Here is a 16,029-nt window from a genome sequence, read left to right on the forward strand (position 1 = left end):
GTACTGATGACGCAGGGGGTGAAGATACGAACATGCATATTATTGTCGCTGGATTAGACTATAAAACAACTCCAGTTGAAACGAGAGAGCGATTGGCTTTTCAGGAGGATACACTTCCTCAGGCACTGCAGGAGCTTCGTGACATGAAAAGCATCCTGGAATGCGTCATCGTATCTACTTGTAACCGGACAGAGGTGTATGCAGTCGTCGACCAGCTGCATACAGGAAGACATTTTGTGAAAAAATTTCTGGGCCGCTGGTTCGAAATGCCACAGGAAGACTTTGGCCCATTTTTAAATATACGCGAAAATGATGCAGCGGTGCAGCATTTGTTTCAGGTTGCAAGCGGTCTTGATTCCATGGTGATTGGTGAAACACAAATACTGGGCCAGGTGAAAAATGCCCTTGCTACAGCGCATGAGAATGAAACGACTGGCACGATATTTAATGAACTGTTTAAACGTGCAGTCACGTATTCCAAACGGGCCCATCACGAAACAGAAATTAACGACAATCCTGTATCAGTCAGCTATGCAGCTGTTGAGCTTGGTAAAAAAGTCGTCGGCTCGTTCAAAAACAAGCGGGTGCTTGTTTTGGGTGCCGGAAAAATGAGCGAATTGACAGCTAAGCATCTGCACTCCGGCGGTGCTGCCGAAGTGACAGTGTTTAACCGTACGTATGAAAAAGCAGAACAGATTGCCACGCAGTTTAACGGCGAAGCAAAACCAATGGAGGAGCTGACTGATGCGCTTTGGCAGGCTGATGTTTTAATTTCTTCCACGGGTTCGGATTCATATGTGCTGAGTAAAGAGCAGGTGGCTTCTGCCAGCAAAAAAAGAAAAGGCAAACCGCTGTTTATGGTTGATATTGCGGTTCCAAGAGATTTGGACCCAGCATTGAATCAGCTCGATAACGTTTTTTTGTATGACATTGATGATCTGCAGGATATTGTGAATTCCAATATGGAAGAACGCAAAAAAGCTGCAGCACTGATGGAGAGAATGATCCATGCTGAAGTCTCGGATTTCAAGGACTGGGTGCATACTCTCGGAGTGGTACCGGTGATTTCAGCTCTTCGGACAAAAGCTCTGGCTATTCAGGCAGATACCATGGATAGTGTGGAACGGAAGCTTCCGGAGCTGACCGAACGGGAAAAGAAAGTGCTGCGTAAGCACACAAAAAGCATTATCAATCAAATGATCAAGGATCCGATAACGAAAGCTAAAGAAATGGCTGATAACAACGATGCAGAAGAAATGCTGCAGCTGTTTACCGAAATCTTTGCTCTTGAAGAGGAAGTAGAAGAAGCAAGAGCAGCAGAGGAGCGCCAAATACGCAAGGAAGAGGCGGAAGAGGAATGGAATGCCTCCAGAGAATCACGCGGGTTCCGCCTTCCATATGCTTACGCGACAGATGTCGCTGTTCGTTCCTAAGAGAGGGGCGTCAGGATGGTTGCAGCCGAGGGAATTATTTATATCGTAACGATTGTACTATACGGCCTGAGCGTCCTTTGCTACTTCGTTGATTTTTCTCAAACCAACCGGAAGGTGAACCGACTCGCCTTCTGGTTGCTTTCTATTGTCTGGACTTCGCAGACGGCCTTTTTAGTACTTAGAATATTTATGTATGATCGTGCACCAGTAATCACGCCTTTTGAAGGCATGTATTTCTATGCGTGGTCGCTTGTGACCATTTCACTTATCGTGAACTGGTTTTTTCGAATGGATGTACTGGTTTTCTTTTTAAATGTGATCGGATTTCTGCTGATGACGTTCAGCTCTTTTTCGTTTAACGGCGATATTCCAAATGAGCTTGAAACGCTGCTCTTGTCTGAGACACTCGTGGTGCATATTATTTTTATTCTGCTTTCTTATGCTTCATTTACCCTGGCATTTGTATTCTCCGCAATGTATGTGCTGCAGCATCAGCTTTTAAAAAGGAAGCAGTGGGGGAAACGGTTAATCAGAATGGAAAACCTGCCGAAAATGGAAAAGCTGGCGGGAACGACCACGGTGATTGGAGTCCCTCTTTTATTCGCGGGGCTGGTGTTTGGTTTTCTCTGGGCAGGGAAATGGTACGACTCTCTCCCCTGGCAGGACGCAAAAGTCATCGGTTCGATCATTCTGCTTGGCTTTTACAGTACGTATATATATTTACTGGCCGTTCATCACTGGCGCGGGTACCGGATGGCGCTTTTAAACGTTGCCTGTTTTTTTGTTTTACTCATTAACTATTTTATTTCCAGTGATTTGAGTCAGTTTCATATATGGTACTTATAATAACTATGGATGCTTAGAAAGGAATGGCTAAACGCATGCGCACAATTACCCTGGGCACTAGAAAAAGTAATCTGGCATTAAAACAAACGGAGTGGGTGCAGCAGGAGCTTGAAAAGCTGGACCTTCCTTATCGTTTTGAAGTGAAAAAAATCTCTACAAAAGGTGACCGTGTTCTGGACCGGACGCTATCTAAAGTTGGCGGAAAGGGCCTGTTTGTAAAGGAAATTGAGCAGGCGCTTGCAGATGGCGAGATCGATATAGCCGTACACAGCATGAAGGATCTCCCGGGAGAGATGGCGGAAGGCTTCGAGGTCGGCGCTGTCACAAACCGGGTGGACCCGCGGGATGCCTATATTGCAAACGATCATGTGAAGTTTCATAACCTGCCGCTTGGAGCAGTAGTTGGTACGAGCAGTCTGCGGCGCACATCCCAAATTAAAGCAGAGCGCCCGGATTTAAACGTCCAGTGGATTCGGGGCAATATTGAAACCCGGCTCCGGAAGCTGCGTGAGGAAAGCTTTGATGCTATTATTCTAGCCGCCGCCGGCCTGGAGCGCATGGGCTGGAGCGATGAGATTGTCACGGAATTTCTCGAGCCCAATATGTGTGTGCCGGCCGTAGGGCAGGGCGCACTTGGTATTGAATGCCGCAGCGGGGACGAAGATATATTAAAGATCATTCAACACCTTCATGATGAACCAGTAGCGGTATGTGTTGCTGCAGAGCGGGCTTTCCTGAAAGCCGTAGAGGGAGGATGTGCGGTGCCGATTGGTGGATACGCCACGCTTAATAAGCAGGGTAATGTACAATTAACCGCCATGATTGGATCCACGGATGGACGCAAAATACTAAAAGAAAAGCTCACGGGTGACAATCCGGAAGAAATGGGCAGAAAAGCCGCAAACGCCCTGCTTGGACGGGGCGGCAAAGAAATTCTGGAACAGGCCCGGGAAGAGATGGGGGAAGAATAGTGACAGCAACAGTACTGGTGACAAGAGGAGCCGGCCAGAATGCAAGTCTGGTGCAGGGTCTTCAGTCTGCAGGCTGTTGTGTCAAAGCGGTTCCGGTTATTACGACCGTACCGGTACGGGGCAGGGAAAAGACGATAGCAGAGCGGTGGCAGAGCGGAGATATAGACTGGATGCTGGTAACCAGTGTGAACACCGTCTATTATCTGGCGGAGTGGCAAAAGCGGTATGGTCTGGGTATCCCTCCAGGCTTAAAAACAGCTGCTGTGGGGCCCAAGACCAAGCAAGCGCTGGAACAGGAAGGCTTTCATGTAGAGCTGATGCCGGAAAAATATAAAGCCGTTTCGTTAGCTGAATCAGCCGCACGAGTGATCGGCCGCGGGGAGAATGTGCTTCTTCCCCAAAGCGCCCAGGCAGCTGATACCTTGTACCGCTCACTTACGGCCCAGGGCATCAGCGTATGGGTATGGCATTTGTATACGACGGTACCGGAAGAAAAAAATGGGGCTCTTCTGCAGACGGTCTTAAAGACCCGGGAAGTGGACGTACTGACGGCTGCGAGCCCTTCCTCTGTAGATGCACTGTATCGGCTTGCAGGAGATTACCGGCAGGCGCTTTTGACTATTCCCGTAGTGGCAATCGGCCCATCGACCGGACGCGCTGCCCGCGAGAGCGGGTTCAAGTATGTGTACGAAGCAGGAATTCATTCTGTTGAAGGAATGATAGAAAAAACCAAGGAAATTACTTAGGAGGCTTCACATTGGCTGATTTACATTTCCGCCGGCACCGCAGGTTGCGGACAACGCCAGGTATAAGAGCAATGGTAAGGGAAAATGAATTAAGACCCAACGATTTGATTTATCCTATTTTTGTCGTCGAAGGGGAAAATGTGCGTAAAGAAGTGCCGTCCATGCCGGGGGTCTATCACGTTTCCCTGGATTATTTGGATACGGAAATGGACGAATTGGAAGCCCTCGGTATTCCGAGCGTCATCGTGTTTGGCGTGCCTCATGAGGAAGAAAAAGATGCAGAAGGAACCCCGGCGTTTCTAAGAGACGGAATTGTCCAGCGGGCGATCCGGCAGATTAAAGAAAATCATCCGGCATTAACGGTGATTGCGGATACCTGTCTGTGCCAGTATACAGACCACGGGCACTGCGGGGTAATTCATAACGGCTACGTGGATAACGATGAATCACTGAGAAACCTCACAGAAACCGCGGTCTCCCAGGCGGAAGCCGGAGCAGACATTATTGCGCCGTCGAACATGATGGATGGCTTTACAGCGGCTATCCGGGAAGGACTTGATAGAGCAGGGCACGTCACGGTGCCGCTTATGTCCTACACGGTTAAATATGCCAGCGCTTTTTACGGCCCTTTCCGTGACGCGGCTCACAGCACTCCTTCGTTTGGGGACCGGAAAACGTATCAGATGGATCCTCCGAACCGGCTTGAAGCGTTAAAAGAAGCGGAAACTGATGTCGAAGAGGGAGCCGATTTTCTCATTGTGAAGCCGGCCCTTGCTTATCTCGATATCGTAAGAGAAGTGAAGGAGCGCACCGGTTATCCAGTGGTGGCTTATAACGTTTCCGGGGAATATGCGATGATTAAAGCCGCCGCCCAGAACGGGTGGGTGAACGAAAAGGATATTGTCATGGAAAAGCTCACAAGCATGAAGCGTGCTGGAGCTGATCTGATTGTGACGTATTTCGCCAAGGACGCTGTCCGCTATATGCAGGAAGACAATAAATAATAGAAACAAGCTCTGGAAGGTATTCAGTCCAGGGCTTGTTTTCGTTATACTAAGTACGGGAATAGCAAAAAAGATAACTTTTAAGTATCCAGGAGGTATGACATGAAATCGTATCATAATTCAATACATGCACATGAACGCGCAAAAAAAGTAATGCCGGGCGGAGTCAGCAGCCCCGTGCGGACATATGAATCTGTCGGTCATCCGGCCGTTTATATGGACGAAGGCAAAGGATCCCGCATTAAAGATATCGACGGCAATGAATACATTGATTACGTAATGTCCTGGGGGCCGCTTCTTCTCGGCCACGCAAATGAGCACGTTGTGGACAGTTTAAAAATTGTGGCTGAAAAAGGCACGAGCTTTGGCGCTTCGCACGTAACAGAAGCGGGGCTTGCAGAGCTTGTCGTGGACCGTGTACCTTCCATTGAGGTCGTCCGGATGGTGAATTCCGGTACGGAAGCGACAATGAGTGCGCTTCGTCTGGCCCGAGGATTTACGGGCAGGGACAAAATCGTGAAAATGGAAGGCTGCTATCACGGCCACGGAGACTCTCTACTCATTCGTGCCGGCTCGGGAGTGGCGACTCTCGGTCTGCCGGACAGTCCAGGTGTTCCCGGCTCGATCGCCCAGAACACGCTTACCGTTCCGTACAACGATCTCGACAGTCTGCAGAAGGCATTTGATGAATACGGTGATGAAATCGCCGGTGTCATCCTCGAGCCTGTTACCGGGAATATGGGTGTTGTCACCCCGGGTGAAGGATTTCTCGAAGGCGTTCGTGATATAACGGAGCAGTACGGCAGTCTACTGATTTTTGATGAAGTTATGAGCGGCTTCCGGGTGGACTATAACAGTGCCCAGGGCCACTACGGTGTGACTCCCGACCTCACATGTCTTGGAAAGGTCATCGGCGGTGGGCTTCCAGTAGGCGCCTACGGAGGCCGTGCCGATATCATGCAGCATATTGCCCCGGACGGGCCTATCTATCAGGCAGGCACTCTTTCCGGCAATCCACTGGCGATGACAGCCGGACTTGAAACACTCAGGCAGGTGGATGAAAGCAGCTATGAAACGTTCCGCGCCCGGGCAGCCCAGCTTGAAGGAGGACTGAACCGCGCAGCCTCCAAGCATGGAATCCCTCATCAGATCAACCGTGCTGGAGCGATGATCGGCCTGTTCTTTACCGATGAACCTGTAGTGGATTTTGCTTCTGCGAAGAAATCTGATCTGGGAATGTTCGCGCGTTATTTCCGCGGAATGATGGCAGAAGGCATTTCACTTCCGCCTTCGCAGTTCGAAGGATTGTTTTTATCAACAGAACACAGTGAAGAGGATATCGATAAGACCATTGAGGCGGCTGACCGCGTCTTTGCAAGCCTTGCTGCGAATAAAGAACACGGGGAAGATAGTTGACGCATGCGTCCTGGTTTCGTAAAATAAAGGCACTAAATCAATATTAATAATAAATGCAGAAACAGGGAGGAGTACGCACGCAGGTTCGTTGTACAGAAAAAAGAATCCTGGGCTGAGAGATTCTTTAACGACCCGTGCGGAAAGTCGCCCTCGAGCTTCTTTTCTGAACGAATACAGTAAGAAAAGACGGTAACCGCCGTTATGGGAAAGTGCCTGCGCTGCCGCAGGTATTAAGGTGGTACCGCGAAAACTCTTCGTCCTTACTCGGGATGAAGAGTTTTTTTATGAGAAGAAAGGGGATTTATATGGGAAAACAAGAAACAGAAATGGCGAAAAAGTACGATCCGAAAGAAACAGAGAACCGCTGGTACGACTTCTGGAAAGAAACAGGACAGTTTGAAGCAGGACAGACAGACGGTACGCCGTATACCATTGTTATCCCGCCGCCGAATGTGACCGGCCGGCTTCACCTGGGGCATGCCTGGGACACGACGCTTCAGGATATTTTAATCCGCATGAAACGCATGCAGGGCTATGACGCCTTATGGCTGCCAGGCATGGACCATGCCGGCATTGCCACCCAGTCCAAGGTCGAGGCTCAGCTGAAGGAAGAAGGCACGAGCCGCTACGAGCTTGGACGGGAAGCATTCCTGGAAAAAACGTGGGGATGGAAAGAGGAATATGCAGATTTCATCCGCAGCCAGTGGGCCAAGCTCGGGCTTTCACTCGATTATTCGAGGGAGCGTTTCACGCTTGATGAAGGCCTGTCGGAAGCGGTACGTGAAGTCTTTGTTTCGTTGTACGAAAGAGAGCTTATCTACCGGGGCGAATACATTATCAACTGGGATCCAGAAACGCAGACGGCGCTTTCAGATATCGAGGTGGAATACAAAGAAGTGCAGGGTCACTTTTACCATATGCGCTACCCGGTTAAAGGTGAAAATACCTCGATCGAAGTAGCAACGACCCGTCCGGAAACGATGCTCGGGGACACGGCAGTCGCGGTACATCCGGAGGACGATCGCTATAAGCATCTCATCGGGAAAACGGCTGTACTGCCGATCATCGGAAGAGAAATTCCGATCATCGCAGACGACTATGTGGACATGGATTTTGGTTCGGGGGCAGTGAAAATCACGCCAGCGCATGATCCAAATGACTTTGAAATGGGCAATCGTCATGATCTTTTGCGTGTACTTGTGATGAATGAAGACGGCAGCATGAATGAGAATGCCGGCATCTACGAAGGCATGGACCGCTTTGACTGCCGCCGGCAGCTGACGAAGGATCTGCAGGCCGAGGATATTCTGTTTGACATCGAAGAGCACATGCACTCTGTTGGTCATTCTGAACGGAGCGGTGCAGTGGTTGAGCCATACCTTTCCACACAGTGGTTTGTAAACATGGGTCCGCTTGCGGAACAGGCAGTAGAACTTCAGCAGAAGGAAGAAAAAGTAACCTTTGTGCCGGAACGCTTTGAAAAGACGTATCTGCAGTGGATGGAAAACATCCGGGACTGGTGTATTTCCCGCCAGCTCTGGTGGGGACACCGCATCCCCGCCTGGTACCATAAAGAAACAGGCGAAATTTATGTCGGACGCACGGCACCGGAAAATTCGGATGAATGGAAACAGGATGAGGACGTGCTTGATACGTGGTTCAGCTCGGCTTTATGGCCATTTTCCACGATGGGATGGCCGGAAGAAAGCTCGGACTATGCGCGCTACTACCCGACCAGTGCTCTTGTGACCGGCTACGACATCATTTTCTTCTGGGTGTCGCGAATGATTTTTCAGGGGCTGGAGTTTACCGGCGAACGCCCGTTTGAGGATGTGCTTATTCACGGGCTGGTACGTGACAGTGAGGGACGGAAAATGAGTAAATCCCTCGGCAACGGAGTAGATCCGATGGATGTTATCGATCAGTACGGGGCGGATGCTCTGCGCTTTCTGCTCGCTACGGGTACAACCCCGGGTAACGATATTCGTTTCCAGTGGGAAAAAGTAGAGGCCAACTGGAATTTTGGCAATAAAATATGGAACGCCGCCCGTTTTACGTTGATGAATGTGGAAGGTGTAACGGCGGAAGACATCGAGCTCGAAGGCACAAAAACGATTGCGGACCGTTGGATTTTACACCGTCTGCAGGAAACAAAGCAGAACGCCACCGAACTGATGGAGAAATACGAGTTTGGGGAAGCCGGAAGGACGCTCTATAACTTTATTTGGGATGACCTCTGCGACTGGTACATTGAAATGGCCAAGCTTCCGCTGTACGGCGAAGACGAACAGCCAAAACGTATGGCTCAGTCTGTGCTTGTTCATGTGTTTGACCAGACGATGCGCATGCTTCATCCGATGATGCCGTTTATCACGGAGGAAATCTGGCAGCATCTTCCTCACGAAGGAACGTCGATTATGAGTGCTTCCTGGCCGGTAGCGGATTCGCAGTTGTTTGACGAGGAAGCGGTACGTGATATGGAATTAATTCAGGAGGTTATTCGTTCGGTCCGGAATACGCGGGCGGAAATGAACGTTCCGCCGTCCAAAGCAGTACCGATGAGCCTGAAGCCGTCCAACAGCCAGGCTTCGGAACGACTCGAACGTGGTCGTGACTATATTGTACGGTTTGGAAACCCGGAAACGCTGACTATCGATGCAGCGCTGGAAGCTCCGGAAAAATCCATCTCCCACGTATTGAGCGGAGCGGAAATCTTTCTGCCGCTCGAAGGTTTGATTAATGTAGATGAAGAAATAGAGCGGCTGCAGCGGGAAAAAGACAAGCTCGATAAAGAAGTGGAGCGGGTCACGAAAAAGCTGAACAACGAAGGATTTGTCAGCAAAGCTCCCGCGCACGTCGTCGAGGAAGAAAAAGAAAAGCAGAAGGATTACGAACAAAAAAGAGAAAAAGTAACAGCCAGAATGGAAGAACTGCAAAAAAGCTAAGCAGCAGACGCCCCCGGACTGGGGGCGTGCAGCATGGCTGTTTAAAGGGAGGTCTACTTTGCACACATACAAGGAAGCAGAAGCATGGGTGCACTCACTCGAAACGTTCGGCATCCGCCCGGGGCTTGACCGTATGAATATGATGCTTGAAGCCGTCGGTAACCCGGAACGCCGGCTAAAAGGCATTCATATCGGCGGAACGAATGGAAAAGGATCCACCGCAGCATTTACGAGAAATATTATGACAGAAGCAGGCATTGTCTGCGGGTCGTTCACATCACCGTATATCCATCATTTTCGTGAGCGTATTGCGACAGATGGAGAACCGATCAGCGAGGAGGATTTTCTGGAGCTGGCTGCCGTTCTTCGTCCGGTAGTGGAAAGCATTGCCCGAACGCCATTTGGATCACCGACGGAGTTTGAAGTGATTACCGTCATTGCGGCAATGTATTTTGCCAGAAAAACGTTTCCGGACGTAGTCATATGGGAGGTTGGACTTGGCGGTCGCCTGGACGCCACAAACGCCATCCACCCGATGGTGAGCGTTATCACAAATATTGGACACGACCATCAGGGAATACTCGGAGATACGCTCGAAGAAGTAGCCCGGGAAAAAGCCGGCATTATTAAAGGCGGAGTGCCTGTAGTGACGTGTGAGCAGAATGAAGAGCTTGCCGGCATTTTTGAGGAAGCTGCCGATTACCAGCGTTCGAAATTTTATCAGCTTGGCCGTCAGTTTCACGTCCGCCGCCTCGAACCGTTAGAGTCAGGAACCCGGTTTTCCTTTTACTCCCTTCTTGGAGATATGGAAGACCTCGAAGTCTCCATGCTCGGGGAGCACCAGGTGGAGAATGCGGCAGCAGCAGTAATTACAACGCGTTACCTGAAAATGTATTACGCGCTGCCCGCAGAGGATGAGCACATTCGTGCCGGCCTGAAAAAAGCTGCCTGGCCGGGGAGACTTGAAAAAGCGCCTGGCGAAGAGCATGTTCTTTTCGATGGTGCTCATAATGAAGAAGGAATGAAAAGTCTTAAAGAAGCGTTGGCTAAGCATTATCCAAACAGCCGGTTTCATTTTATTGTCGGAATGAAAACGGACAAATTACAAGCGCCGGTGCTCGATCAGCTGGGCGGCCTGGAGATAGAATCCATCACGGCAGTTCCGTTTGATTTTCCGCAGGCAGCAGCACCGGAGGATATTGCGGAAGCGAATACAGCAGATGTTCAAAAAGCATCAAGCTGGCAGGAAGCATGGGAAAAAGCAAATACAGCCCGGGACCAGGAGGACGTAATTGTGTTTGCCGGCTCCCTGTATTTCATCTCCCAGCTGACGCAGGAGTGGAGTCAATAAGAAAGCGAAGGCAGAAGCATGCGGCTTCTGCTTTTTATTATATTTTTGAGCTAATTAAAGGGAAACCATGCTATAATAAGAAAAAAATGGAAGAGGTGTTGTGATGAACGTATTGCTCGCTGTATATTTTACAGCGGCAGGGATGGTAGTGAGTTCTTTCTGTAACGCCGCAGGCATGCGCCTGGCTGTCGGCGGATCCGTGTGGTCGCCCCCATCGCGCTGCCCGGTATGTATCCAGCCGATTAAAAAAAGAGATTTAGTCCCCTGCTGTTCGTATTTGTATCTGGGCGGTAAATGCCGCTTCTGCAAAAACCGTATTTCCGCAATTTATCCTCTTATGGAAGGCGCCGGCGGCGTCTTGTTTTTCCTCGCTTATGTCCGCTTCGGACTAACTGCAGAATTCGCTGCAGCTTTACTTCTTATTTCCTACCTTTTTATTATTACCATCAGTGATATTACAGCTATGATCATTCCGGACCGGGTATCGTTTTTGTTTTTTCTCGGAGCGGTGCTGTTAAAATTTTTCTGGCTGGAGGAGCCTGCCTGGAGCGGGAGTTTCATAGGTGCATTCACCGGCTTATTTCTTTTATCAGTCATTATCCTGTCTACGAGGGGAGGAATGGGTGGAGGTGACCTGAAAATATTTACTGTTCTCGGGTTTTTCTTTGGCCCTTACCTTCTTGCTGTTAATTTTATAGCTGCTGTGTTCATCGCTTCTATCGTTATTTTTCTTTTATATCCATTGAGCATTTTCAAAAAAGGAACGCCATTCCCGTTTGCGCCTGCCATTGCAGCCGGCAGTTTATTTACTTTATTTGCCGGAGAAGCATGCCTGAAATGGTACCTGGCTTTTTTATAACCCCCGTTTTAACCCCCCACATATAAAGGAGACGATCACTGATGAAAACGACTGCAATCCCCGATGGGACAGAACTGTTCAGACCCCGTGAGAAAATGGAACAAAAAGGAGCAGAGGCACTGACGGAACAGGAATTGCTGGCGGTGCTCCTGCGCACAGGTACAAAGCAGGCACCGGTTCTGGAACTGGCTGCTGAGGTAATGGAGCGTTTCGATGCTCTGCCGTTACTGAAAGAAGCCACCAGGGAGGAACTGATGGAAATTCCGGGGATTGGAAAAGCAAAAGCCCTGGAGCTGCAGGCAGCACTGGAATTGGGAAAACGTATCTTTCGCTATTCATATCCCGACAGATACGTTGTGCGTTCACCTGAAGACGCAGCGGAATATATGATGGAAGACTTGAGGTTTTTACAGCAGGAGCATTTTGTCGTACTGTGCCTGAATACTAAAAATCAAATTATCCATAAGCAGACATTATTTATCGGCAGCCTGAATTCAAGTATCGTCCACCCGAGAGAGCTGTTCAAAGAAGCGCTGCGGCGATCGGCAGCGTCAATTATCTGCCTTCATAATCACCCCTCCGGCGATCCGGCACCAAGCAGTGAGGATATCCAGGTGACTAAACGGGTGGCAGAATGCGGAAGGCTGCTCGGCATCGAACTGCTCGATCATGTAATTGTCGGCGATCAGTGCTTCAAGAGTATGAAAGAACAGGGGTTTATGTAAAACTGGAAGTTGTGAAAATAAGCCTATCCTAAAAAAACAGGTGCATTGACCCTATGTTTTTCAAATATTTTTCAGTATAATAAAAAATAGTGCATGCAGGAGCAGCTGTGCTTTAATGCATAATAACGGGAGAGCGTCAGAGGGATGGAAACCCCGGAGATGAGATCATTCATCCAGGGACCGCTGAACGTGCCCGCTACATATGGAAATACAGGACATGCCGGAAAAGGCATAATCCAACATAATAAATCGTTAGATGACCTAATGAACAATACCTGCTGAAAAGAATGACCGTGTATTTTGCAAGACGAGAGGAGATATACATAGATGTTTGGAACGAGAGACCTGGGGATCGATTTAGGTACGGCAAATACGCTCGTTTACGCCAAAGGAGAAGGAGTCATTCTTCGTGAGCCCTCGGTAGTGGCTATGCGGACAGATACGGGGAATATTGAAGCTGTAGGCCGCAGTGCGAAAAATATGATTGGGCGCACGCCGGGAAACATTACGGCAATACGCCCAATGAAAGACGGCGTCATTGCTGATTTTGATACAACGGCAACCATGATGGAATATTTTATTGGGCAGTCGGTCAAAAAACGTTCAATATTCTCCAGAAAGCCAAACGTAATGGTATGTGTGCCGTCAGGTATTACGGCAGTTGAAAAGAGAGCCGTGGAGGATGCCACGAAACAGGCAGGGGCAAGAGAGGCTTACACGATCGAAGAACCGTTTGCAGCAGCGATTGGAGCCGATCTGCCTGTGTGGGAGCCTACAGGAAGCATGGTCGTTGATATCGGGGGTGGAACGACAGAGGTGGCTATTATTTCCCTTGGGGGAATTGTCACGAGTCAATCGATCCGCATTGCCGGAGATGAAATGGATGAAGCGATCATCCATTATATCCGAAAAACGTACAACGTCATGGTGGGAGAGCGTACCGCGGAAGCCATTAAGCTTGAAGTTGGTGCTGCTGCACCTTCCGCAGAAAATGAAGACAATGATACAATGGAAATCCGCGGAAGAGATGTAGTGACCGGACTTCCAAAAACAGTTACAATTACCTCTGAAGAGATCGCAGGATGTCTGAAAGACACGGTTTCGACTATAATTGATACGGTGAAGAGTACACTTGAACAGACGCCGCCGGAATTAGCAGCGGATATTATGGACCGTGGTATCCTGTTAACAGGAGGAGGGGCTCTTCTGCAGCAAATTGACCGGGTTCTCAGCGAAGAAACGAACATGCCGGTGTTAGTATCGGAGGAGCCGCTGGATTGTGTGGCACTTGGTACAGGACGCGCTTTGGAAAATATTCATTTGTTCCGCTCGAAAGCAGGAATTACATCCCGCTCAGGCCGGAATGCTTAATCTATCTTTAGAGTAGGTGGGGAACCATGCCGCACTTTTTTAACAACAAGCGATTGATCATCTTGATGGTAAGCATTATTCTTCTTGTTATACTCGTAGGGTTTTCCATGAGGGAACGGGAATCGGTGCCGTGGCCGGAAGAGTTCGTGAGAGACTCTGTAGGCGTTTTTCAATCGACCATCAGCCGCCCGGCTCATTTTGCAGCTAATCGCTTTGAAGCTGTGGAAAATTTACTGGATACATACGAGGAAAATAAAACCCTGAAACAACAGCTGGAAAAGTATGCTGCCACTTCGGCAGAGCTTGAAAACACCCGGCAGGAAAATGAAACGCTCCGTGAATCGGCAGATACACAGGAAATGCTGAGCGACTATGAAAGCCGCCAGGCGCTTGTCGTCTACCGGAACCCAGACCGCTGGACACAGACCATCGGTATTAATCAGGGCACCCAGAACGGTATTGAACAGGATATGGCCGTAGTTACAAATGAAGGCCTTATCGGACGTGTGGCTGAGGCTTCTGAATTTTCCTCCACTGTCCAATTACTATCGGACGGGGAACGGACAAACCGTATCAGCGCCAGTGTGACCGCCGGTGATGAAACGGTTAATGCTTTCATTGAAGGATGGGATGAAGACCGGGACGGCCTCATGCTCCGGAAAATCCGCAGTGATGCAGAAATCGAAGAAGGCCAGCAGGTAGTTACTTCAGGAATGGGCGGAGCGTTTCCAAGCGGTATTCCAATCGGGGAAGTAGAGAGCGTGGAGCCCGATGAATACGGTTTAACGTATAACGCCCTTATTGAACCAGCGGCAGACTTCAGTGATTTGACGTATGTAAATGTTCTGGACCGGAATATTGAAGATCTGAGTGAAGAATTTCCTTCGCTCGAAGAAGACCAGGAGCAGGAGGACGAAGAGGAAGAAGCCGTGGACCCAGTCGGTGAAGAAGGCGGCGGGGGCTCATGACACGCTTTCTTATCCCCGTAGCGATCTTTTGTTTATTTCTTATTGAAGGAACATGGTTTGAAATCCTCTTTCCACAGGAAAATGAAAGTGGATGGGTGTGGATGCCGAGATTTGCGCTTATTGGAGTGATTTTGACCAGCATATACCGCGGCCCGGTTGCAGGAGTATGGGCAGGTGTTTTCGTTGGCTTTCTCTATGATTTCACGTACACGCAGATTCTCGGTGTTTATACGTTCTGCTTCGGCTTCATTGCGTACATGAGCTCCTACTCTCTGCCGGTGGTCCGGAACAGCTATGGATGGCAGTGGCTTATCATATTCTGTGCGCTTTTTGTATTTGAACTGCTGATTTACTTTATTTATTTTTTGCTGGGCATTGCCGAACTTTCCTTCGGAGAGTTTTTAGTGAAGCGGATGATTGCTTCGTGGCTTATTAACGGGGCTGCTGCTTTACTGCTGCTCGTTCCTTTCCGCCGTATTTTTGAATGGATTGAAGACGAAGAAAAAATCAGGCAGCGATAATTTTTTAAAAAAGAAGTGGTTTGCTGTTTATTCCTGTGAAATGAAACCGTATAATGGAAAGAACGACATTTACTAAGAATGGAGAGCGCTTAAGGGTTCAGGGGTGAAAATATGACGAATAACAATGGAAATTATGTAACGATCAAAGGTACTAAAGAAGGACTAACCATTGTATTAAATGATCAGTGCTCTTATCATGAACTTCTTGAGGAATTGAAGAAGAAGATTGAACGGGAGCAGCGTTTGTTTGAAAACGGGCCGCAAGTAGAAGTCCGTGTGGACGCCGGGAACCGTTATTTGAGTAAAAGTCACGAAGAAGAAATTACGGAAGTTCTGAACAAAACGGGTTCAGTGCGGGTGCATGAGGTTCATTCGAACGTGATAACAAAGGATGAAGCACAAGAGGTAATTGAAAAAGCAACAGTAACGTCTGTCACACAGATTGTCCGTTCGGGGCAGGTACTCCGCAAAACAGGCGACATCCTTATTATTGGCGATGTTAATCCCGGCGGAGTGGTTGAAGCAACGGGTAATATCTATGTTATCGGTGCATTAAAAGGAATAGCGAGAGCCGGCACAGAGGGAGAAAGTCATGCTGTGGTGTGTGCCTCTGTGATGATTCCTAAACAAATTTCTATCTCGGATACGTATTTCTACGCGCCGGAAAAGCATGAAAAGCAGGAGCAGAAGCCTGCGATTGAAGGCCCGGGGTATGCGTATGTTACCGGAGAAGAATATAAGGCAATTGCATTTGAGGAAACAAAAATGCTCGGGCATTATTTACGCTCGGTCTCATATACATAAGCATGTCAGGCCGAAAAACAACTTCCGGACACCGTTAGCCGGAATGAGAAGCATGTAAGGTCTGAAAGG

The 16,029-nt window shown here is 49.0% G+C and carries 14 protein-coding genes and 1 other annotated feature; all 14 genes read left to right on the forward strand.

Features of this window, described 5'->3' with window-relative positions:
* Positions 1-32: 32 nt before the first annotated feature.
* The 14 genes from hemA (at position 33) to minC (ending at position 15,960) form a co-directional block, all read left to right on the forward strand.
* Positions 33-1,433 (forward strand): glutamyl-tRNA reductase, encoded by a 1,401-nt coding sequence (gene hemA, locus ACTRXI_RS08275; RefSeq protein WP_474261943.1) that lies wholly within the window; start codon positions 33-35, stop codon positions 1,431-1,433.
* Between the two features lie 15 nt (positions 1,434-1,448).
* The gene (locus ACTRXI_RS08280; RefSeq protein WP_474261945.1) at positions 1,449-2,279 is read left to right on the forward strand and encodes a cytochrome C assembly family protein; all 831 of its coding nucleotides are present in this window, start codon (positions 1,449-1,451) and stop codon (positions 2,277-2,279) included.
* A gap of 35 nt (positions 2,280-2,314) precedes the next feature.
* Positions 2,315-3,250 (forward strand): hydroxymethylbilane synthase, encoded by a 936-nt coding sequence (gene hemC / locus ACTRXI_RS08285; protein ID WP_474262073.1) that lies wholly within the window; start codon positions 2,315-2,317, stop codon positions 3,248-3,250.
* Positions 3,250-3,996: a uroporphyrinogen-III synthase gene (locus ACTRXI_RS08290; protein ID WP_474261947.1), complete on the forward strand. Its 747-nt coding sequence runs from the start codon at positions 3,250-3,252 to the stop codon at positions 3,994-3,996. The genes hemC and ACTRXI_RS08290 overlap by 1 nt, the downstream gene beginning before the upstream one ends.
* A gap of 11 nt (positions 3,997-4,007) precedes the next feature.
* A complete protein-coding gene (gene hemB, locus ACTRXI_RS08295; RefSeq protein ID WP_474261949.1) occupies positions 4,008-5,000 on the forward strand; it encodes a porphobilinogen synthase in 993 nt (330 codons plus the stop codon).
* 102 nt (positions 5,001-5,102) lie between these two features.
* On the forward strand, positions 5,103-6,416 hold the full coding sequence (gene hemL / locus ACTRXI_RS08300; RefSeq protein ID WP_474261951.1) for a glutamate-1-semialdehyde 2,1-aminomutase: 1,314 nt from the start codon (positions 5,103-5,105) through the stop codon (positions 6,414-6,416).
* Between the two features lie 49 nt (positions 6,417-6,465).
* Positions 6,466-6,681 (forward strand) — a binding site (T-box leader).
* A gap of 40 nt (positions 6,682-6,721) precedes the next feature.
* Positions 6,722-9,361 carry a valine--tRNA ligase gene (locus ACTRXI_RS08305; protein WP_474261953.1) on the forward strand — a complete coding sequence of 880 codons (2,640 nt, stop codon included), beginning with the start codon at positions 6,722-6,724 and terminating at the stop codon, positions 9,359-9,361.
* Between the two features lie 58 nt (positions 9,362-9,419).
* Positions 9,420-10,712, forward strand: coding sequence for a bifunctional folylpolyglutamate synthase/dihydrofolate synthase (locus ACTRXI_RS08310; protein ID WP_474261955.1), 1,293 nt, complete (start codon positions 9,420-9,422; stop codon positions 10,710-10,712).
* 103 nt (positions 10,713-10,815) lie between these two features.
* Positions 10,816-11,571 carry a prepilin peptidase gene (locus tag ACTRXI_RS08315; protein ID WP_474261957.1) on the forward strand — a complete coding sequence of 252 codons (756 nt, stop codon included), beginning with the start codon at positions 10,816-10,818 and terminating at the stop codon, positions 11,569-11,571.
* Between the two features lie 41 nt (positions 11,572-11,612).
* Positions 11,613-12,296: a RadC family protein gene (radC, locus tag ACTRXI_RS08320; RefSeq protein WP_474261959.1), complete on the forward strand. Its 684-nt coding sequence runs from the start codon at positions 11,613-11,615 to the stop codon at positions 12,294-12,296.
* Between the two features lie 327 nt (positions 12,297-12,623).
* Positions 12,624-13,667, forward strand: a complete 1,044-nt coding sequence (locus ACTRXI_RS08325) for a rod shape-determining protein (protein WP_474261961.1) — start codon at positions 12,624-12,626, stop codon at positions 13,665-13,667.
* A 26-nt stretch (positions 13,668-13,693) separates the two neighbouring features.
* The gene (mreC, locus tag ACTRXI_RS08330) at positions 13,694-14,635 is read left to right on the forward strand and encodes a rod shape-determining protein MreC (RefSeq protein ID WP_322526487.1); all 942 of its coding nucleotides are present in this window, start codon (positions 13,694-13,696) and stop codon (positions 14,633-14,635) included.
* Positions 14,632-15,156 carry a rod shape-determining protein MreD gene (mreD, locus tag ACTRXI_RS08335; protein WP_474261964.1) on the forward strand — a complete coding sequence of 175 codons (525 nt, stop codon included), beginning with the start codon at positions 14,632-14,634 and terminating at the stop codon, positions 15,154-15,156. The genes mreC and mreD overlap by 4 nt, the downstream gene beginning before the upstream one ends.
* 111 nt (positions 15,157-15,267) lie before the next feature.
* A complete protein-coding gene (gene minC / locus ACTRXI_RS08340; protein WP_474261965.1) occupies positions 15,268-15,960 on the forward strand; it encodes a septum site-determining protein MinC in 693 nt (230 codons plus the stop codon).
* The last annotated feature ends 69 nt before the right edge of the window (positions 15,961-16,029 follow it).

The sequence above is a fragment of the Marinococcus sp. LNHM4E3-1 genome (assembly GCF_056034405.1).